The sequence below is a fragment of the Alishewanella sp. HL-SH06 genome, assembly GCF_052656265.1.
Window position 1 is genome coordinate 96,054 of record NZ_CP199752.1, and the last position, 20,847, is coordinate 116,900.

19 protein-coding genes are annotated in these 20,847 nt (G+C 47.5%); 12 read left to right on the forward strand and 7 right to left on the reverse strand.

All coding sequences use genetic code 11. The features are described 5' to 3' along the window. Window positions 1–72: 72 nt before the first annotated feature. The gene (locus ACUJFK_RS00485; protein ID WP_445425732.1) at window positions 73–849 is read right to left on the reverse strand and encodes an amidohydrolase; all 777 of its coding nucleotides are present in this window, start codon (window positions 847–849) and stop codon (window positions 73–75) included. Then, on the reverse strand, window positions 837–2,027 hold the full coding sequence (locus tag ACUJFK_RS00490; protein ID WP_445425733.1) for a methionine aminotransferase: 1,191 nt from the start codon (window positions 2,025–2,027) through the stop codon (window positions 837–839). Before ACUJFK_RS00490 ends, ACUJFK_RS00485 begins: the two co-directional genes overlap by 13 nt. A 101-nt stretch (window positions 2,028–2,128) precedes the next feature. On the opposite strand from ACUJFK_RS00490, the gene ACUJFK_RS00495 reads away from it, so the two are divergent. The 4 genes from ACUJFK_RS00495 to ACUJFK_RS00510 all read left to right on the forward strand — a co-directional run bounded on the left by ACUJFK_RS00495 (window position 2,129) and on the right by ACUJFK_RS00510 (window position 5,077). Beyond that, on the forward strand, window positions 2,129–2,770 hold the full coding sequence (locus tag ACUJFK_RS00495; protein ID WP_445425734.1) for a methylthioribulose 1-phosphate dehydratase: 642 nt from the start codon (window positions 2,129–2,131) through the stop codon (window positions 2,768–2,770). Beyond that, window positions 2,767–3,441: an acireductone synthase gene (mtnC, locus tag ACUJFK_RS00500; protein WP_445425735.1), complete on the forward strand. Its 675-nt coding sequence runs from the start codon at window positions 2,767–2,769 to the stop codon at window positions 3,439–3,441. The genes ACUJFK_RS00495 and mtnC overlap by 4 nt, the downstream gene beginning before the upstream one ends. 6 nt (window positions 3,442–3,447) lie before the next feature. Beyond that, window positions 3,448–3,990, forward strand: coding sequence for a 1,2-dihydroxy-3-keto-5-methylthiopentene dioxygenase (locus ACUJFK_RS00505; RefSeq protein ID WP_226751368.1), 543 nt, complete (start codon window positions 3,448–3,450; stop codon window positions 3,988–3,990). A gap of 178 nt (window positions 3,991–4,168) precedes the next feature. Continuing rightward, window positions 4,169–5,077, forward strand: a complete 909-nt coding sequence (locus tag ACUJFK_RS00510; protein ID WP_226751369.1) for a LysR substrate-binding domain-containing protein — start codon at window positions 4,169–4,171, stop codon at window positions 5,075–5,077. 467 nt (window positions 5,078–5,544) lie between these two features. Here ACUJFK_RS00510 and ACUJFK_RS00515 read toward each other — a convergent pair whose 3' ends face one another. Then, the gene (locus tag ACUJFK_RS00515) at window positions 5,545–6,702 is read right to left on the reverse strand and encodes a serine hydrolase domain-containing protein (protein WP_445425736.1); all 1,158 of its coding nucleotides are present in this window, start codon (window positions 6,700–6,702) and stop codon (window positions 5,545–5,547) included. Window positions 6,703–6,842: 140 nt separating this feature from the next. Between ACUJFK_RS00515 and ACUJFK_RS00520 the strand changes: the two genes are divergently transcribed. Continuing rightward, window positions 6,843–8,936 carry a choice-of-anchor I family protein gene (locus ACUJFK_RS00520; protein WP_445425737.1) on the forward strand — a complete coding sequence of 698 codons (2,094 nt, stop codon included), beginning with the start codon at window positions 6,843–6,845 and terminating at the stop codon, window positions 8,934–8,936. A 162-nt stretch (window positions 8,937–9,098) separates the two neighbouring features. On the opposite strand, the gene ACUJFK_RS00525 is transcribed toward ACUJFK_RS00520, so the two are convergent. Then, complete coding sequence (locus ACUJFK_RS00525; protein WP_226751378.1) at window positions 9,099–9,422, reverse strand: YajD family HNH nuclease; 324 nt, start codon at window positions 9,420–9,422, stop codon at window positions 9,099–9,101. Window positions 9,423–9,796: 374 nt separating this feature from the next. On the opposite strand from ACUJFK_RS00525, the gene acuR reads away from it, so the two are divergent. Together acuR and acuI are read left to right on the forward strand one after the other, a co-directional pair. Next, window positions 9,797–10,423 (forward strand): acrylate utilization transcriptional regulator AcuR, encoded by a 627-nt coding sequence (gene acuR, locus ACUJFK_RS00530; RefSeq protein WP_445425738.1) that lies wholly within the window; start codon window positions 9,797–9,799, stop codon window positions 10,421–10,423. 35 nt (window positions 10,424–10,458) lie between these two features. Beyond that, window positions 10,459–11,442 carry an acrylyl-CoA reductase (NADPH) gene (acuI, locus tag ACUJFK_RS00535; RefSeq protein ID WP_445425739.1) on the forward strand — a complete coding sequence of 328 codons (984 nt, stop codon included), beginning with the start codon at window positions 10,459–10,461 and terminating at the stop codon, window positions 11,440–11,442. A 754-nt stretch (window positions 11,443–12,196) separates the two neighbouring features. On the opposite strand, the gene ACUJFK_RS00540 is transcribed toward acuI, so the two are convergent. The 3 genes from ACUJFK_RS00540 to cadR are packed head-to-tail and all read right to left on the reverse strand — an operon-like array spanning window position 12,197 to window position 13,878. Further along, window positions 12,197–12,550 (reverse strand): YnfA family protein, encoded by a 354-nt coding sequence (locus ACUJFK_RS00540; protein ID WP_049766853.1) that lies wholly within the window; start codon window positions 12,548–12,550, stop codon window positions 12,197–12,199. After that, entirely contained in the window at window positions 12,525–13,433 is a 909-nt protein-coding gene (locus ACUJFK_RS00545) for a cation diffusion facilitator family transporter (RefSeq protein WP_132581479.1), read from the reverse strand. Before ACUJFK_RS00545 ends, ACUJFK_RS00540 begins: the two co-directional genes overlap by 26 nt. A 31-nt stretch (window positions 13,434–13,464) precedes the next feature. Beyond that, complete coding sequence (gene cadR, locus ACUJFK_RS00550; protein WP_008224336.1) at window positions 13,465–13,878, reverse strand: Cd(II)/Pb(II)-responsive transcriptional regulator; 414 nt, start codon at window positions 13,876–13,878, stop codon at window positions 13,465–13,467. A gap of 73 nt (window positions 13,879–13,951) precedes the next feature. Here cadR and ACUJFK_RS00555 point away from each other — a divergent pair, with 73 nt between their 5' ends. The 5 genes from ACUJFK_RS00555 to ACUJFK_RS00575 all read left to right on the forward strand — a co-directional run bounded on the left by ACUJFK_RS00555 (window position 13,952) and on the right by ACUJFK_RS00575 (window position 20,828). Next, window positions 13,952–14,857, forward strand: coding sequence for a cation transporter (locus tag ACUJFK_RS00555; RefSeq protein ID WP_445425740.1), 906 nt, complete (start codon window positions 13,952–13,954; stop codon window positions 14,855–14,857). Between the two features lie 53 nt (window positions 14,858–14,910). Beyond that, a complete protein-coding gene (locus ACUJFK_RS00560; protein WP_445425741.1) occupies window positions 14,911–15,276 on the forward strand; it encodes a cobalt transporter in 366 nt (121 codons plus the stop codon). 50 nt (window positions 15,277–15,326) lie between these two features. Further along, the gene (locus tag ACUJFK_RS00565) at window positions 15,327–16,571 is read left to right on the forward strand and encodes a TolC family protein (protein ID WP_305976153.1); all 1,245 of its coding nucleotides are present in this window, start codon (window positions 15,327–15,329) and stop codon (window positions 16,569–16,571) included. Between the two features lie 78 nt (window positions 16,572–16,649). Then, complete coding sequence (locus ACUJFK_RS00570) at window positions 16,650–17,696, forward strand: efflux RND transporter periplasmic adaptor subunit (protein ID WP_014611698.1); 1,047 nt, start codon at window positions 16,650–16,652, stop codon at window positions 17,694–17,696. A 9-nt stretch (window positions 17,697–17,705) separates the two neighbouring features. Continuing rightward, window positions 17,706–20,828: an efflux RND transporter permease subunit gene (locus ACUJFK_RS00575; RefSeq protein ID WP_445425742.1), complete on the forward strand. Its 3,123-nt coding sequence runs from the start codon at window positions 17,706–17,708 to the stop codon at window positions 20,826–20,828. Window positions 20,829–20,847 lie beyond the last annotated feature (19 nt).

Below are 20,847 nucleotides of genomic sequence, written 5' to 3' on the forward strand. Positions count from 1 at the left end.
CGAATGAGCTTCGGTATCAGCGAAATAATTGCTTCATCCCTGCTAGGCAGTAGGGCGGATCACGTTTTAAGGCTAAACCAAGTTAAAGTGGTCGGCATCTAAAGCGGCTGGAAATTTTTCACGAAAGGCATGTAGTGCCTTAAGATCGGCTGTGGCATAGAGCACTCCGGCTTCGTCTGCGGCAAGCTCTGCTATTGGCTTACCCAGATAGTCCACAATTAAACTGTCACCCGCATACTGCATACCATTACCATCTTGACCCACCCGATTACAGCCAAACACATAAGCTTGATTTTCAATCGCCCGCGCTTGCAATAACACCCACCAGGCACGACTGCGCGGTGCTGGCCAGTTAGCCACGTAGATCATCGCATCATAGTCATTTTTATTACGGCTAAATACGGGAAAACGCAGGTCATAACAGACTTGGAGCAAGATGCGCCAGCCACGGTAATTAACAATAACGCGCTGCTGCCCAGCCTGATAAGCATGATGCTCTCCGGCCATACGGAACAAATGCCGCTTATCATAAAATTGCACTGCGCCATCCGGCGTCACAAAATATAATCGATTTACCCGATGATCTTCTGCCGTGCGCACAGCAACTGAGCCAGTGATGGCCGCCTGATACAACGCAGCTTGCTGTTTTAACCACAACAAGGCCTCACCCGGTTCAGGCTCTGCCACTTGTGAGCTGTCCATACTAAAGCCAGTACTAAACATTTCGGGTAGCACAATTAAGTCTACCTGCTCTAAATCAGCTAATTGCGCCGTCAACTGAGTCAGGTTTGCGTGGCAATCTTGCCACACTAACGTGGTTTGCAGCACCGCGACCTTTAAAGTTGACATAAGATCTCCGCAGCCTGCGCCAAAGTATGTTGCTCTTTAGCAAAACATAAACGAATAATCCGATCTGTTGAACCTTGCTGATAAAACACAGAAAGCGGAATGGCTGCCACTTTATGCTCAGTGGTGAGCCACTGACAAAACTGCACATCGGTCATTTCGGCAGCAATTACACGGTAATCTAACAACTGAAAGTAAGTGCCGGCACAGGGAAGCAAGGTAAATCGGCTAGTCGCTAGCGCCGCAGCAAAAAAATCGCGCTTTTGCTGATAAAATTGCCCCAACTCGGCAACCTGTTCCGGCTGCTGTTGCAACATATCCGCAATGGCATATTGGGCGGGCGTAAAACTGGCAAAGGTGACATATTGATGAATCTTTCTAAACTCAGCGGTGAACGAAGGCGGGGCTATGGCATAGCCTAATTTCCAGCCAGTAACATGAAAGGTTTTACCAAAAGAGGATACCACCACGGTACGCTCCGCTAATGCCGCGAAACAATGCGCACTCAGTTGTGCGGCCTGGTCAAACACCATGTGCTCATACACTTCGTCACTGATGCAATACAGTTGATGTGTCAGCACCAACTGCTGTAGAGCCAGCCAGTCTGATTCCTTAAACACCATACCGGTGGGGTTATGCGGGCTATTGACGATAATTAATCGGGTCCGAGGCGTCATCACCGCGGATACTAGTGACCAGTCAACCTGATAATCAGGTGCTTGCAGCCTAACATGCACGGGCGTACCACCGGCTAACTGAATTGCCGGAGCATAACTGTCGTAGGCGGGATCAAACAGCAGCACCTCATCACCAGGCTGCACGAGCATTTGGATTGCCACAAATAAGGCTTCCGTTGCACCTGACGTTACCGTGATCTCATTATCGGCACAGACCTGTCGCTGATAACAACGCGCGGTTAACGCCGCAATTTGTGCTCGTAACATCGGCACACCAGGCATCGGCGCATATTGATTTAAACCCTCCGCACTGTGCTTAGCTAAGCGCTGTAACAGGAACGGATTAGCCGCAAAATCCGGAAAACCTTGCGACAGATTAATGGCATGATGCTCTGCCGCTAATTGCGACATCTGACTAAAGATGGTGGTACCTACCGCAGGTAACTTGGAAACTATCGACATAAGTGCAGAAAAAGTTGCGAAAACCGCTTTCAATGCTATCATTTGGCTTATTCCATGTATAGACATCTATACGCTTAAACACTTAAACGTATGGCTTTGTTATTTCCCGCGATGAGGCAAACCGTTATGAAGGTAAGGTTCTGATGAATAATACCGCACAGGTGCAACAACTTAATCCAAACGCTATTGCGCTATGCACTTTAGGCCGTTGGATCGCCAGCCGCCACTGGGTACCCGCCACCGGCGGCAATTTCTCGATCCGTCAAACTGACAATATGGCGTTGGTTACCGCATCAGGTAAAGACAAAGGTGAACTTAGCCCACAAGATTTATTACCGGTGAGCTGGCAAGCCGATCAACTGCATTGCCAATATGGTACTCCCTCGGCAGAAACCGCACTGCATGCTCAGCTTTATCAACTAGACCCTCAGATCAAAGCCGTTCTGCATACCCATTCCGTGCATGCTACCGTTTTTTCTCGCTTGATCGGTGCCGATAACTACCCATTTCGTGGTTACGAAATGCAAAAAGCCATCAGCGGCATTCAGAGCCATGAGCAAACACTCACTTTAGCGATTTTTGACAACACCCAAGATATTCCGGCTTTAGCTCGACAATTACAGCAACGCTGGAAAAGTAAAGCCTTGCCATTTGCGCTGTTAGTTAGAGGCCATGGCCTATATGTGTGGGGATACAGTTTAGCTGAAGCAAAAAGGCATTTAGAAGGCTGGGAATTTCTCATAAACTGCGAGCTTGAACGTCTAAAAATTACAGGAAAACCGTGACTTATTCAGCCATTATTACCGATATAGAAGGCACCACAACACGCATTAGCTTTGTCACTGAGGTGCTGTTTCCTTATGCTCGCTTACATTTAGCGGCTTTTGTTCGTCAGCATCAACAGCAACCTGCGGTCTTAGCGGAACTCACCGCCGTGCGCGAACAGCTACAGCAACCAGAAGCAGATGTTGAACAATGCATTAGTGCCTTGTTGTCCTGGTTAGATGCCGATCAAAAAATTACGCCGTTAAAAAGCCTGCAAGGCATGATTTGGCAAGAGGGTTATCAGCAAGGTCATTTTACGGGCCATCTGTATCCCGATGCCGTAGCGCAATTGCAGACGTGGCAACAGCGCGGTATTCCATTGTACATTTACAGCTCAGGCTCTGTTACTGCCCAACAACTCTTGTTTAAATACTCTAACGCGGGTGATCTTACTCCCTTACTCAGTGGCTATTTTGATACGCGCATTGGGGGGAAACGCGACTTAGCCAGTTATCAAGCTATTTTAAAACAGCTGCAATTGCCGCCAGCACAGGTGTTGTTTTTATCCGATGTCGTCGCAGAATTAGATGCCGCCCGACAAGCAGGCATGGCTACGGTGCAGTTAATCCGTGAACAACAAGCCGCTAGCGATCACCCCGTTGCCGAAAACTTTTATCAAATAGAGGTATAAATAAGCATGAGTGTTTTGCGTATTTTCGCTATTAATCAACCGGAACAAGCTCGCTTTTCTTCAAGCAACGCGCATGAGATCAGTGCACAGTTACAACAACAAGGCGTGCAATTTACGCAGTGGCAAGCCAATGCGCCTATTGATGAAAACAGCAGCGCTGAGCAAGTAATGTTGGCTTATGCTTCAGATATTGCCAAACTACAACAACAGCAAGGTTACAGCACTGTCGATGTCATTTCTTTGCATCCAAGCCATCCTGACAAGGCGGTATTGCGACAAAAGTTTTTGGATGAGCATATTCATACCGAAGATGAAGTACGATTTTTTGTGCGAGGCCAAGGCTTATTTTGCTTACATTTAGGCGATGAAATCTATCAAGTGTTATGTCAGCAAAATGATTTAATTAGCGTGCCTGCCAACACACCGCACTGGTTTGATATGGGCAGTGCCCCAGATTTTACCGCTATCCGTTTTTTTAATAATACCGAAGGCTGGGTCGCCCATTTTACCGGCAGTGCAGTGTCTCGTCAGTTTCCGCTGTTAGACTAAATTTAGCGCAAAATGCACCAACTTCGTGCATCTTGTGCTTAAAGTCAGCTTATTGTTGCCAGTAAACCACTGAATGCGAAGATATTGCATTTAGTGGTTCAGCTCTTGCATTAATTTTGTCATACTTAACACCTAAACTAACCAATTTATCCCATGCTTTACTGCAGGTAAGTCTTTTATGTCTTTGCAAACACCGCTTCGCGGTCTACGTTGTTTTTGTGTTGCAGCTGAATGTTTAAGCTTCAAAGATACGGCTAAACAGCTGTACTTAACGCCTTCTGCTGTCAGCCATCAGATCAAACAACTTGAAGACAATTTAAATTTAAGCTTATTTGAACGGAAAACACGGGCCATAGAATTAACCGAAACGGGCAAGCAATTTTATCTTGAAATAAAACCGTTACTGGAACAGTTAAGCCAAACCATTACCCAATTTAGCCAAGTTGAGCGCGTGCGTGAAGTTAGTATTTCCATGCCTGAATTCTTTGCCAGTGAACTGTTTGTGCCACGTTTGCGGGGATGGTCAGAGCAATTCCCCAATATCAACTTAAAGTTAGAAACCGTTAAATCACGACGCGAAAACACTAAGTATACCGATGTCTCTGTGGTGCTATCCGGTAAAAAACCTGAAGACGCTTCCGTTTACGATTTATTCCCAATCAGTTACTTACCCGCTTGTAACCCGGCGCTGTTTCAAAAATTGCATAACAAAGGCTACCGGGTATTAGAAAAAACACCGCTGATTTTGCATCAAGCACGGCCAACTGCTTGGCATCAATGGGCCGAACGTGTCGGTTATCATCAATTTCAGCCGAAACAAATTATCCAACTCGATAGTATGTTTAGTGTGGCACGTGCTGCGCAACAGGGTTTGGGCGTTGCGTTAATTCCAATGCCCATCAGCCACGCATGGTTTACTGGCGGCTCTTTAGTTAAATTATTTGAACAAGAGTTAGTCAGTCGCGATCGCTATTACCTCGTGCAACATAATGATGATACCGACCGTCCAGAAATTAAACTGCTGATTGATTGGATCTTAAAAAGCTTTCATACCGCCGACTTCTCTTTACCCGCCATGACTAAGTGATGATTTCTCTGCAATATGCGCTAAGACCATAACAGCCAATCGCCTTCTTCCTCGCTCAAGTTAATTTATTAATAATTGCCAAGTCGCGTAAATGACTATTTTTTCTTTATTTCGCAGCTGCGAATTTTCCAGCCTAATCGACTACTCTTTGCGCAAATACCCCGCATTTACTGCATTTTAGGCTATTATCGCCGCTTTATTAACCTTAAAAAGTTCCCATAATACAGTTGAATAAATTTAATCTATCAGGTTTTTTTTTATCGTTTGTACCGATCGCTACAAAATTCTATAGTTAACCCGTGTTCGAGATTCGAATGCAGCGGTTAAAGTTGTTGAAGGGTGTAACCTACCCTTACCTGTCTACCTTGTCTTAGCCCGGTTTTTATAAACCGGGCATTTTTTTATCAAAAATACCCCGTTAACTTTTACTGTCTCAGTGTTATGAATTAGACAATGAAGTGCTTTGCTTATTTTTTTGGTAACGCCGCCAACACTTTAGCAATCAACTGGTTCAACTCATCGCCATTTCCAATCCAGCGTGCAACCAGCAGTACATCATGCTCTTGATCGAGGTAAATCACGTTACGCCCAGCGCCCTGAAAGGTTACTGCACTTTCTGGTGCAGCCGGTAACGCTTGCCGGCCGGGGTTGAGAAACCAATTAGCATAACCATAATCGGCTTTGGCACTGCCGCCCGTTCTGGCAGCACGAATGAAGTCTTGGTTAATTAATTGCTGGCCTTGCCAATTGCCGTCACGTAAAAATAAATAACCAAAACGCGCTAAATCCCAAGCATTGATAAACATACCGCCGCCCCAGTGCCCCCCACCAGAAACACTTTGGATTTTCTGGCCATCCAGTTCAATCCAGCTGTTGTCGTAACCGTGCCAACGCCATGTGCTGCTGGCACCAATTGGCTGCATAATCCGTTCGTTTAACACCACCGGCAGCGGTTTGCGCCAAACATAGGTGGTAGCCAGCGCCAGCACATTAATGCGCACATCATTGTATTTGTAACGGCTACCCGGCGTATAAAGTGGCCGATTAGGCCAGTCTTTTGCTTCGCCTTCCGGGCGATCGGCCCAATCCGGTTTACCCCATAAGGTTCCCTGCCAATCACTGGTTTGCCGCAGCAAATGATCCCAGCGAATTTGCCGATTGTGCTCACTGGCAAAGAGCTCACTCGCTGAAGGTAAATAAGGGCCAACTAAATCCTGCACATTGTGGATCAAGCCCTGCTGCAACGCCAAACCGGTTACCGTGGTTAAAAAGGTTTTACTGATACTGTGTGTCATATCGACACTTTGCGTATCGCCCCAAGTCGCAATCACTTTACCTTGATAAATCACCATGCCATTGGCCGCGGCTCTTACCGACATTGGGCCAATAATCTGATCATAGGGTTCGCGTGCACCAAAGGTGGTTGCTTGTACTAGGGCTTGATCTTTGGCGGCGGGATTTTCGCTGGCAATCGCATAATCAACCGCTTGTTGCAGTTTACTGGCGTTAACGCCCAAGCTTTGTGGGCTAACCTGCTGCCAAGTACCGGCCGGGGGAAAGTAAGTTTCAGCGCTAATCGCAACGCTGCTAAATAACATTAAGGCACTGATCAACGTTAACTTCATAGCGGGCTCTTCTAAAATTGGTTTTAAAGCCCATGCTAACAGTAATGGCGCCACTGTCACAACTTGGTCATGTAAACAACACCCCGCTGTCATCTTTACTGCTTAAAGTGCTTTCATTTGCACATACCCTGGAGATGATAATGCGCTTTAACAAAACTCGACTGGCTCGGTTAATCTGTTTTTCTAGCATGGCGCTAATAATGGCCGGCTGTTCTGGTGACGATGGTGAAAATGGCAGCGATGGCGCTAACGGTTTAGCCGGTTCGGATGGCGCCGCTGGCTTCAACACCTTGATCCGCACAACTCACATTGGCTTAGATCGTGATTGTGATGTCGGAGGGGTAAAACTGGAAACAGGCTTAGACAGCAATCGTAATGATCAGCTCGATGATAATGAAGTCTCGCAAACGTCTTTATTGTGTAATGCCGCGGCGGCAGAAATTACACCAAATAGCATCAAGCTGGCATTTACTGGCCGATATGAAAGCGGTGTTTTTGGGCAGAGCGCGGCTGAAATAGTCACATTTGATCCTGCAACACAACCCAGCTTTGTCGTTAACGCTCAACTGGGTGAGCTGGATGTGTTAGCCATGGACAATCCAATCGCGCCAATTAAAATAGGTACCATTTCTGTGGCAGATATTGCTGCGGGTGCACAAGTTAACAGCGTAGCAATATACAAAGGGCTTATTGCAGTAGCCATTGAAGCTGCAAATAAAACAGATAACGGCTTTGTCGCCTTTTATCGCGCTGAAGATCTGAGCAAACTGGCGCAGGTACAAGTAGGTGCGCTACCCGATATGCTCACTTTTACCCCAAATGGCCAGTTTTTATTAGTTGCTAATGAAGGTGAGCCCAGTGACGATTATCAAGTTGATCCTGAAGGTTCAATCAGCATAATTAGTGTCAGTGATCTGAATAATATCACTCAAGCACAAGTGCGCACGGCCGGATTTAACGCCTTCAACACAGCAAAAGCCGAACTCTTAACCACCGGTGTTCGGGTGTATGGCCCCAATGCTAGCGTGGCTCAAGATCTGGAACCTGAATATCTTGCCGTTGCACCAGACAGTAAAACCGCATGGGCGGTCTTACAAGAAAATAATGCCGTTGCGGTGATAGATATTGAAAGCGCCAGTATCAGCGCTATTTTGCCTTTAGGCTTTAAAGATCATGCTGCCAGTGGCCATGGCCTTGACCTCAGTGATACTGAAGACGGTATTAATATTGCGCAATGGCCCGGTATCACCGGTATGTACCAACCTGATGCGATGGCCGCTTATCAAGTGGGCAATACCACTTATCTCATCACGGCCAACGAGGGGGATGCCCGAGCTTGGGGCGAAAACAACGCCGCTTATTTTGGTACCGCCGGCAACACTCCTTGTAATGGCGATACCAACAAGGGGTTTATCGAAGAGTTCCGCGTTAAACATTTAGTGCATCGTAATGGTTTTGATCGCCGCTGTGGCGATGACTTACCCGCCCATTTACGTGAGTTAGCAGCCGGCGCCCTACTTAACCCCAGCGTTTTCGCTTACTGTGGCGCAGCGCTGGGCGAACCCGGCAACTGTCGCGAAGATGATCTGTTAGGCCGCGTAAACGTGAGTTGGACCATGGGTTACCAAACTCATGCTGATGGCTCGCCATTGCTTTACAAAGCTGATGGCACTTTACCTGCGTTGGGTGAAACAGGCGACAGATTGATGTATGACAAACTGTATACCTACGGTGCGCGCTCCTTTGCCATCTGGGATACCACAGATATGTCATTAAAATATGATTCTGGCGACTTTTTAGAACAGCTGCTAGCCAGTGACGATTGTAGGCTGGGTAGTAACCGCGACATACCTTGCAAAGACTGGTTTAACAGCAACCATGAAGAAGGTGATGCCTTTGACAATCGCAGCGATAATAAAGGACCCGAGCCAGAAGGCTTAGCTGTCGGCAAAATTGGTAATAAGCATTATGCTTTTATAGGCTTAGAGCGGATGGGCGGTATAGTGGTATTTGATATCAGTAATCCTGCTGAGCCGATTTTTCAAGATTACTTCAATAGCCGTGATTTTTGGGATGAAGCTGATCCGTCACTCAATTTAAGCAACAGCGGCGACTTGGGTCCTGAAGGTTTATTTTTTGTACCCGCAAAACATTCACCTAGCGGCCAACCCATGCTGCTTGTTGGCAATGAAGTCAGTGGCACCACTAGCGTATATCATATCCAGTTACAGTAAACATTGCGCTTGACGTTATCGCCTAACACCTGCTGCGAAACCACGCAGGTGTTAGGCCTTAGTACAACGCCTAAACTACCATTTGCCAATAACGTAACTGAGCAGTAACAGGTTTGCCGCTACGGACAGCCAAAACCAGGTCAGAAAAGAGAGTAACCGTCCTTATTTAGGTTTATTCAGCAGCGCTTTTAAATCAGCAAAAGGATTATGCGTTGCCGCTGCGACCTTTTGCTCGGTGGTGCCGCCATACAACACATATTCGTGGAATTTATTGTGCTCGTTATCGTGGCAATAAATACACAACAGCTCCCAATTGCTGCCATCTGCAGGGTTATTGCTGTGATTATGATCAATATGATGCACCGTTAATTCTCTCAGGTTTGAGTGCACAAATTCACGGGCACAACGGCCACAAACCCAGGGATACATTTTTAACGCTTTATCGCGATAACCTTGCTCTTGTTGCTGATAGGCACTCTTGCTCATGACTGTCCTAGTATTTTTGGGTTGGCATGGCAGATAACCGCCACTGCGAGGCAAACCATTTCGATGAAGGGTTATCTTACCAGCCTGTTTGATTGATGCAATTCATCAGCGCTGCGTCACCGCAAAAAATGCAGCTTATTACAACGGCTCTCTCTATTGCAGCAACACCATTGAGTGGGCGTAACCGCAGGGGTTAATACCTGAGCTTAAATGACTTAGCGGCTGCCACCCATTTTTAAACCATTGTGATCCTTACCGCGTCTTTTAGACTAAACATTCTCAACACCTAGACCAAAGTCGACAGCCATGTCGCTTGCAAAATGGCCGCAACTGGCCTAAATTAGACCAAGCAGTCTAATTTATTAAAGTGAGCTATGGATAACCAAAAGCGCCAACGCGGCCGACCGAAGAAAAACCAAGATGCCGATCCGAATACCAAGGCCGTGCTGCTGCGCGCAGGCTTAGTATGGTTGACCTCGTCAGGATTTAACCAAAGCAGTTTGGATACTATATTAAGCTCGGTGCAGGTCCCCAAAGGTTCGTTTTATCATTACTTCGAAAACAAAGAAGCTTATGGGTTAGAAGTATTAGCTCACTATCGCCAGTACTTTGAAGCGAAATTAAGCAAACATCTTAACGACACCCGTTATCCCCCTTTGCAACGGCTTAGCCATTTTATGAGCGATGCCAGTAACGGTATGGCCAAGTATCAATTTAGTCGGGGCTGCCTGATCGGCAATTTAGAACTGGAACTACCGCAATTACCCGACACCTTTCGCCACGCTATTGTGGCGACCTATAGCAGCTGGCAAGCATTGGTCGCGAATTGCTTAAAACAAGCACAAGCCCAAGCTGAGATCACGGCAGATAAAGACCCAGCAGCTTTAGCAGAAGTATTTTGGATCGGTTGGGAAGGTGCGGTCGCGCGAGCGCGCTTGTTGCAATCCGCACAACCGTTACAACAATTTGGTCAGTTCTTTTTGAAACAACTTACCCATTAATTTTAATTACACCCCACTGTAAAACGGAGAATCGTATGTTTAAGGCCATTTTAATTAATAAAGATGACCAAGGTTATCGCGCCGAGTTAACAACCGTAGACGAGCAACAACTGCCTGCCGGTGATGTCACCGTAAAAGTGTTAACCAGTACCCTCAATTATAAAGACGGCTTAGCCATTACCGGCAAAGCGCCGGTTGTGCGCGCATTCCCCATGGTGCCCGGCATCGATTTGGTTGGCGAAGTCTTGCAATCTGATTCTAGCCGTTTTCAAGTCGGTGATAAGGTGCTGCTCAACGGCTTTGGGGTGGGCGAAGGTCATTGGGGTGGCTTAGCTGAAAAAGCCCGTTTAAAAAGTGATTGGCTGATCCCGCTTCCTAAAGGCATCAGCCCAGCGCAAGCGATGGGTGTAGGTACGGCAGGCTATACCGCGATGCTTTGTGTGCTCGCGCTGCAAAAACATGGCGTTACCCCTGAGCAAGGTGAAATTTTAGTGACGGGTGCCAATGGCGGTGTCGGTAGTTATGCCGTGCGCTTACTCAGCAAGCTGGGTTTTAACGTGGTGGCGGCCACCGGGCGGCCTGAAGAAAGTGACTATCTGAAAAAGCTTGGGGCAACCGACATTTTAGCCCGTGAACAATTAAGTGCGCCGGGCAAACCGCTGCAAAAAGAACGTTGGGCGGGTGTTGTCGATTGCGTCGGTAGCCATACCCTCGCCAACGCCTGTGCTAGCACCCGTTATGGTGGTGCCGTTGCCGCTTGCGGCTTGGCACAAGGCATGGATTTCCCCTCTTCCGTGGCGCCCTTTATCCTGCGCGGTGTCGTGTTATACGGCATTGATAGCGTGATGCGCCCATTAGCAGATCGCATTGAAGCCTGGCAACGGTTAAGTGAATTGTTAACCGCTGAAGATTTTGACACGATAAGCCATGTCATTTCGCTAGAGCAAGTGATCAGCACCGCTAACGACTTGCTACAAGGTAAGGTACGCGGCCGAGTTATTGTGAAAGTCGCTGAGTAATGCTTAGCGTTACATCGATAACCTGCCCGCTTTAGCGGGCAGTTTTGATTTAACAGCAGCGAAATAATTCGCCTGCATCACTGAGTTTAATTAATAAAAAATTAAACCCCTACTCTCTTGCCTAAAAGTATTAAATAGCTGCATTGAGCGAACAACAGAAATTTCTGCCGCATCAAAATGTCTATGCGCATGTCCGCAATTACTCATAAATGAACCACTTTTTCGCCGTTGGCGAGTAACTTTCTTTTGTCTCGCCAAAAGAAAGTCACCAAAGAAAATTCGACCAACGTTGCAGCGAAAGCCCGTTCAATTTTGCCCGCCCAAGGCGACGAGGTAACTCGCTCGGTGCTACCGCTCCTCACTCAAACACCCCTCGTCTTAAAACCTTGGTCGTGCAAACTTGCTCGGCTTGCAACGTAATGGGATTTAAAAGCACTTCAGCCTTTGGAGTATTTCGATTTAAGATTATGACTGCTTTGAGCGATTAGCGGACATTAACGTCAATAAAATGAAATCATACTTATTTTGCACTTTAAAAGTGATTAAAGTGCAAATTTTTAACTGAATCAGTGACAAAGCACATACCTTGTCACCAACAAAGATAAATTATTGCTATCACCACCTCAGATAAAGCTTACATTTAACAAACAATTTATTCTGAAAATTTCTTAATTGCTGCTCAAAAGACCATTGATATAAATGACAAAAGTACCCAAGTCTTTCTTCTAGTAATACCGTGCTCAAAACAAATTGTTTATCTCGGCGCAAACATTATCACTGCCATGCCTGCGAGCATTAGCCCGACGCCAGCCAGATCCCAGCGGTGTGGTTGAATGCCATCTACTCCCCACAACCAGACTATTGCTATTGTCACGTATACTCCGCCATAAGCCGCGTAAACACGTCCAGCAGCCGTTGGGTGAAGCGTTAACAACCAGGCAAATAATGCCAGACTGATTGCAGCAGGTAACAGCACCCAGGCTGAAGCTCCTTTTTTCAGCCACAAGTAAGGCAAATAGCAACCGACAATTTCTGCTATTGCAGTAATGATAAATAAACCTAACGTTGTAATGACGGTCACTTCACTGCACCTTATCCGGGACTTCATCCCGACAATGTTCTTGTGTTAACTCCAGTTCTATCGTGGTATGTGCTAAATCAAACTGCTCCAATGCGTTAGCAATACGCAGCTTAATATCGGCATAATGGTTTGCAGTAAATGCCTTGCTGGCATTGGTTACCACATGTGCGGTGAGTACATGATGTTCACCATCAAGCGACCAGAGATGCAGGTGATGAATGCTGTCTAACTCATCAATCTTCAGCAAAGTATCTTGGATTTCATTTTGCAATTTGCTGTCTGGCGCGGCTTGCAGAAATAAACGCGCAGTTGTGCTGAGGTTTCGTAAAACATTAACCAAAATAAATAAGGTGAAACCAATAGAAAGCAAAGGGTCAAGGATAGGCCAATCCACAAATTGCAACACAATAGCCACAACCAAAACTGCAACCCACCCAAGAACGTCTTCAAGCAAATGCCAATTCAGCACTTTTTCATTCAGTGTATTTCCTTTACTCAAGCGGTAAGCGGCAAAGCCATTGACTGCAACACCCAGCACAGCTAAAGCCAGCATTCCCTCTGTCACTGGCATTACCGGGTTAGCCAGCCGCGGTATTGCCTCAGTCAGTACCCAAACCGATCCGGCAATCAATACCAAGCCGTTAATTAAGGCGCCAAACAATGACAATCTGCGGTAGCCGTAAGTAAATTGTCGGTTTGCAGACTTTCGGCCAAGCCGGTTCAACAGCCATGCACTGCCAATAGATAAGCTATCACCCAGGTCATGCACTGCATCTGCCATAATTGCTGTGCTGTTGGTTAACCAACCGCCGATAAACTCAATTATGGTGAAACCCACATTAAGAAAAAAAGCCATAGCGATCCGGTTGTCGCTGTCGTCTTTGATATGTGAATGGTTGTGCTGGTGCATTAAGACTCACCTATTTATTGCTGATAACAACTTAGTTGGTTTGACTAACGGCTTCATTCAGTTGTTTTAAAATACCACAGTGCTCTACCGTGCGCTTCGAGTTGCAGCTAAGACGTAAAGCCTTTAGTTGTTTATTAAGCTGCGTTAAATCCGCTATGCGACGTTCTACCTGTTCGATATGCTGTTCAATCATCTGATTGACATCATCACACTGCGACATTGGCGAGTCATTCAAACTCAGTAACTGACGAATTTCTGCCAAACTCAGATCTAAACTCCGGCAGTGTTTAATAAATAGCAGTCGCTCGATGTCGGCCTGATCATAGAGACGAAAATTGCCATCACTACGTATTTTCGCCGAAAGAAGCTGCTCCTTGTCATAGTGACGGATAGTTTGAACAGAACAGCCGGAGATTTTTGCCAGCTCACCAATTTTTATTATCATGCTGCGGCCTATTGACTCTATAGTTACTATAGACTTTAAACTATGTTCCATAACAACCCAAGGTTTATCGGTTATGAATCCAAAATGCTGTTCCAATGATAAGTGTAGCGAAACGGGCAACAGTGAAAATAGCGCCGTTGATGCACCTGATAAGCATGCAAAATATGCCTACCTTAGTGAATTTAGGGTGCCTAAAATGGACTGCCCTGCCGAAGAGCGTTTGATCCGTATGGCGCTGGAAACAGTTGAGCCTGGTGTTCTGTTACAGTTTGATATCCCACAACGGCAGGTTCGCGTTTTTCACACAGTTAATGCCAATGAAATTACACCAAAAATGCACAGCTTAGGGCTGGGCGCATCGCTGACAAAGACCAGGCCGGTGAAACACGAAGAGGTAACGCAGGCCAGACAATCCACAGCATCAGGTTCGCAGCGTGAGGGGTTAATTTTAAAGTGGTTGCTGGGCATTAACGCGGTGATGTTTGCAGTAGAGTTTGTGACCGGTTGGCTGGCCCAATCAACCGGGTTAATAGCTGACTCTCTGGATATGTTTGCCGATGCAGCGGTATACGGGGTTGCGCTATACGCAGTCGGGCGTAGTAGCAAGGTTCAATTAAACGCCGCACAGCTTGCCGGCTGGCTGCAATTGGCTTTAGCCTTAGGGGTGATCAGTGAGGTGATACGGCGCTACCTGTTTGGTAGCGAGCCTGTGTCGACGTTGATGTTAATTATGGGCGCTATTGCTTTGGTTGCTAATGTGATCTGTCTTTCGTTAATTCATCAACAAAAAGAAAGCGGCGCGCATATGAAAGCCAGTTGGATTTTTTCTGCAAATGACGTTATCGCAAATGCAGGGGTGATTTTGGCCGGATTATTAGTCACCTGGACCGGGTCACGCTATCCGGATCTGGTAATAGGGTTCATCATTGGATTAGTTGTACTCAATGGTGCGCGCAGGATTTTACAGCTAAAAGCGTAGCTTGTTGTTAAGTCGCAATAGCGCTACCATAGCGCTAACTTACTGAGGGATTTATGTTAGGTCGTACATCAGGCTTATTATTACTGTTGCTGACTTTGCTGAATCATGCCGTGATGGCCTGTGATGCGTTAGTTATGCATTTGCCCGATCATGCCCATACCTACACTGACCTGCAACATGAACACTGCCACTCAGATACCCTTTTCGACGTAAGCAGTGAGCAAGTCACTGCACATAACGTTGAACATAACTCTGAGCATGATACCGACGAACACAGTAATCATGCTCATGTCACCTGCTATATCGCTTTTTTTCAGGGCATGGAGGTGCTTAACTTCCGTGACAGCGTTATAGCCGCTACCCAACCAGGGTTAAACCTCATTAGCTATCGCCCACCGGTGCCGCCGCCAAATATCTGATCCTGCTTGTTTATCCTTTTTATTAACGATTAACTTTCAGGAGCATACCCATGCGTATGACACTAATGCTGCCAGCAATACTGGCGGCGGTATTTTGCGCGCTTCCGCTATGTGCCGAGCCGCAAGCACTGACATTACAACAGGCAATAGATAAAACACTGCAACACAACCCGCAGCTGCATCAGTTTAAATTTACCCAACAGCGACTGCTGGCAGAGCGTGATGTGCAAAGCCTTAAACCCGGTTATCAACTCGGTGTAGAGCTTGAGAACGTTGCGGGCACCGGAGAGGCCAGAGGGCTGGCCGGTGCTGAGCTGACAGTCGCCTTATCTTCCGTGATAGAGCTGGATAACAAAGCTCAGTGGCGCGCTGCGGTAGTAGACGCCAGGCTCAATACTCTTGATTGGCAGCAACAAGCGCAAACCCTCGATGTGCTGGCCGAACTTACCCGCAATTATATTAATCTATTGGCCAGCCAGCAGGAATTGACACTGACAGAAGAGGCAGTAGAGCTCTCAGAAGCCCTGCTGCAAAGCGCAGAAAAACGTGCCGCCAGCGGTGCCTTGTCAGATGCTGAAATCATGCGGGCAAAGGCGCAACTGGCTCAGGTTCAGATCGGGCGGGACGCCCTGTTGCAGCGCATTGAGCGGCAAAAAATAGCCATAGCACGTTTTTGGGGTGATACCAGCGCCAACTTTAACGTTGTGGCAGGTAATTTGTTTGCTTTTGGTCAAAGCCGCCCTTTTGCCGAGCTGTATCAGCGGCTGCAACAATCGCCGGCGTTAACCATTTTTGCCTCTGAACGTCGGTTAAAAGACGCTGAAGTGCGACTGGCGCAAAGCCAAAACCGCGCAGATCTGAGTTGGCAAGTAGGGGTAAGACGCTATCAGGCCAGTGACGATACAGGCCTTACCTTTGGTATCTCAGTGCCATTATTTGCTGAACGTCGCAATAGTGCAGCCATCGAAGCTGCGCTGGCAGAGCGAAACAATGTCGAGTATCGGCAGCAGGATAGCTTACTGATCCTGCATGAACGCTTGTTTGATGCCTACTCGCAACGGCAGCAATTCATTACCAGTCACCAACAGTTGGCGCAGTACGTGATCCCCAACCTGGAACAAGCGCTGGATCTTACGCGTGATGCATACCAGCGCGGGCGCTCAAATTATCAAGATTGGCTTAATGCCCAGCAAGAATTGTTGCAGGCAAAAAGACAAATACTGGAAACCGCCACTGCGGTGCTATTGAGCCAGGCGACGATTGAACAGCTTACCGCCGAGCCGGTAACGCAGTAACTGACAAGATTATTGCCCCGGTGCCGCACTTCATTAACTGTGCGACGTGGCAAACAGAATATACAGGAAGATAGCATTATGAAGTCACATCTAACACTGGCAATGTTTATTGCAGCCTGGCTGATGCCGATGCAAGTAATGGCTGCCAATGAGCAAGAACATGCGCATGTCCATGCCAAAGAGCAAGCGGTAAAACCGCAATCTGACGCTAAGAAAAATGAAGAGCACGAAAAACACGGCGAGAACGAAGAACATGAAGAACATGAAGAACACAATGAGCATGAAGGGCACGACGAAAACGACGAGCATGAACACAATGAAACCCTAAGCAGCCGCATTAGTGATGATATGGCTACGGCGGTAAATATTGTCACTGATCGTGCTGACAGCCAGTTATTACGCCAACATCAGGTGGTTTATGGCAAGCTTAGTGCTGATCCAAACCGCATAAGCCATGTTAATGCCCGTTTTCCCGGTCTTCTTACCTCGGTGAAATTCTCACTGGGTGACAGCGTAAAAGCAGGCGATGTGCTGGCCGTTGTCGAGTCAAATGAGAGCTTAAATACCTATGCCATTAAAGCACCAATTGACGGCGTTGTTATTCAGCGCAGCGCCAATGTTGGTGAAATCGCACAGCAGCAGACGCTGTTCAGCATTGCTGATTTTGGCAGCCTGTGGGCCGATTTTCGCGTGTACCCATCACAACAAGTTGCTGTCGCGACAGGACAAACAGTGGTCATTATGGCCGCTGACACTGAGATTAACGGCGTAATTGCGCATATCATTCCGTCATTAACCCAGCCCTATCAACTGGCCAGAGTTAAGCTGGATAACCGTGACGGTAAACTGTCGTCCGGGCAATTAATCGAGGGTGCTGTAATAAGCGGTGAATTCAACGTTGAGCTTGCCGTTAAAAAGTCGGCCATTCAAATACTGGACAATAAAAGCGGAGTCTTCGTAAAAAACAATAGCGAATATGCCTTTACCCCATTACAGCTTGGCCGTAGCGACATGGATTATGTCGAAGTGATTGCCGGTTTAAAGCCCGGCCAGTGGTATGTCACGACAAATAGCTATCTGTTAAAAGCGGATATTGAGAAATCTGAAGCCGAGCACGCGCATTAAGGGGGCACTATGATTGAATCCATGTTGCGCCTGGCTATTGCGAAGCGGTATCTATTTTTAACGCTGACACTGTTGATTATTGCCATTGGTAGCTGGAGCTACCAACAGTTACCGATTGATGCAGTGCCGGATATTACTAACGTTCAGGTACAAATAAACACCGCAGCACCGGGTTATTCGCCACTTGAGGCCGAGCAGCGTATTACCTATCCGGTAGAAACTGCCCTGTATGGCTTACCCAATTTAAGTTATACCCGTTCTTTGTCTCGTTATGGCTTGTCACAGGTAACGGTGGTATTTGAAGAAGGCACGGACATCTACTTTGCCCGCAATCTAATCAACACCCGGTTGGGCGCTATCAAGGATATGTTGCCTGAGGGCATAGAGCCTGAAATGGGCCCTATTTCAACCGGGCTTGGTGAAATCTTTATGTATACCGTGCAGGCCAAACCGGGTGCACTGCAACAAAATGGTTCACCTTACGATGCCATGGCACTGCGGGAAATTCAGGACTGGATAATAAAACCTCAGCTGGCACAAGTTAAAGGTGTGGTGGAAGTAAACAGTATTGGCGGCTATAACAAGCAATACCATGTGTTACCCGACCCACTGAAACTGCTTAATTATGGCCTGAGTATTAAGGATATTGAGCTGGCCCTGCAAGCCAACAATGACAACAGAGGCGCTGGTTATATTGAACGTGAAGGCATGCAACTGCTGGTACGCTCGCCCGGTCAGTTAACCTCACTGGATGACATTGCCAATGTCATTATTACGCAATACGACGCTATACCGGTAAAGCTGAGTGACGTTGCCGACGTTGCCATTGGCAAAGAGCTGCGAACCGGTGCGGCAACTCAGGATGGCAAAGAAGCGGTGCTGGGTACAGCCATGATGTTAATTGGTGAAAACTCACGCACAGTGGCACGGGATGTGGCGCAAAAGCTGGAGCAGAGCAAAAGCTCTCTGCCAGAGGGTGTTATTGCTGAAGCAGTATATGACCGCACCACCTTAGTGGATAAAGCCATTGCAACCGTCAGTAAAAACCTGCTGGAAGGCGCATTATTGGTGATCGTAGTGTTGTTTATCCTGCTGGGTAACCTGCGGGCAGCGTTAATCACTGCGGCAGTGATCCCGCTATCAATGCTGATGACCATTACCGGCATGGTACAAGCCGGCGTTTCTGCCAACCTGATGAGCCTGGGTGCGCTGGATTTTGGCTTAATTGTTGATGGCACGGTGATTATTGTCGAAAATGCGGTTCGCCGCCTGGCACAGGCACAACACAACGGCAGTATCCAACCGCTGAGAGAGCGCTTAAATACAGTGTATCTGGCAACAGCAGAGGTTATCCGGCCCAGTTTGTTCGGTGTGGCCATCATTACCATAGTGTATATCCCTATTTTTTCGCTGACCGGTGTCGAAGGTAAAATGTTTCATCCTATGGCAGCGACTGTCGTTATTGCGCTGTTATCCGCCATGGTGTTGTCACTGACGATTGTACCAGCCGCTGTGGCGGTGTTCTTAAATGGTAAAATCAGTGAAAAAGAAAGTGCGGTTATCAGAAGCGCTAAAACCTTGTACGCACCGCTATTAGCGCTGGCACTGAAATGGCGCGCTCTGGTCATCGGTTTGGCCAGTGCTCTGGTTGGTGTGTGTCTGTGGCTGGCCACCACCCTGGGATCGGAGTTTGTGCCTCAGCTTGATGAGGGCGATATCGCTTTACATGCCATGCGTATTCCGGGCACCGGCTTAGAACAAGCCGTTGCAATGCAGGAAATTCTGGAGCAGAAGATCAAAACCTTTGCTGAGGTTGATAAAGTGTTTGCCAGAATTGGTACGGCAGAAGTGGCGACCGATCCGATGCCACCCAATGTGGCTGACAACTTTGTGATATTAAAACCGCGCAGTGAATGGCCCAATCCGGATAAAACCAAAGCCCAATTGGTCACTGAAATGGAAGCTGCTTTGGCGACATTGCCTGGCAATAACTATGAATTTACCCAACCTATTCAGATGCGTTTTAATGAACTGATTTCCGGTGTACGGGCAGATCTGGGTATTAAGGTATTTGGTGATGATTTAGATCAGCTGGTTACAAGCGCTAATCAAATTCTGCAAGCGGTCAACAAGGTGCAAGGTGCTGCGGATACTAAAGTCGAACAAGTCACTGGTTTGCCAACCTTGTCGGTGATCCCCAATCGAACCGCGCTTGCCCGTTACGGCTTAAATGTGGTTGAACTACAGGATTGGGTAGCAGCGGCAATTGGTGGTACGTCGGCCGGTATTCTGTATGAAGGTGACAGACGCTTTGAGCTGATAGTGCGCTTGCCGGAAACCCTGCGTCGCGATCTGGACAAACTGGCAGTGTTGCCGGTGCCATTGCCAAATGGGGACTTTGTGCCGTTGCAGGAAGTGGCTACCTTAGATTTATCGCCTGCGCCGGCACAAATTAGTCGTGAAAATGGCAAACGCCGGGTAGTGGTAACCGCGAATGTGCGTGGGCGAGACCTTGGCAGTTTTGTAGAAGAGGTAAAGGCCCAAATCAACCGCGACGTTGCATTACCAGCCGGTTACTGGCTGGATTATGGCGGTACTTTTGAGCAATTGGAGTCAGCAAGTCAGCGCCTTAGCATAGTGGTGCCTGTTACGTTGCTGCTGATTTTAGGTATTCTGGTGATGGCTTTTGCGTCATTAAAAGATGCGCTGATTATCTTCAGCGGTGTGCCGTTGGCGCTTACCGGTGGCGTGCTGGCGTTGTACTTGAGGGGGATGCCTTTATCAATCTCTGCCGGCATTGGCTTTATCGCCTTATCAGGTGTGGCGGTGCTGAACGGCCTGGTGATGCTGAGCTTTATTCGCGATCTCTGGCGTGAAAAAGGTGACTTGCTGCTTGCGATAACGGAAGGCGCGCTTACCCGGTTGCGCCCTGTGCTAATGACCGCTTTGGTCGCGAGCCTTGGCTTTGTACCGATGGCGATTAATATTGGCACCGGTGCTGAAGTGCAGCGTCCGCTGGCGACAGTGGTGATTGGCGGTATTATCTCGTCAACCTTACTGACCTTGCTGGTATTGCCAGTGCTATATCATTTGGTACACAAAAACGATAGCCGCAAACAGCAAACGGAATAATCATTAATCTGCTTCGCTG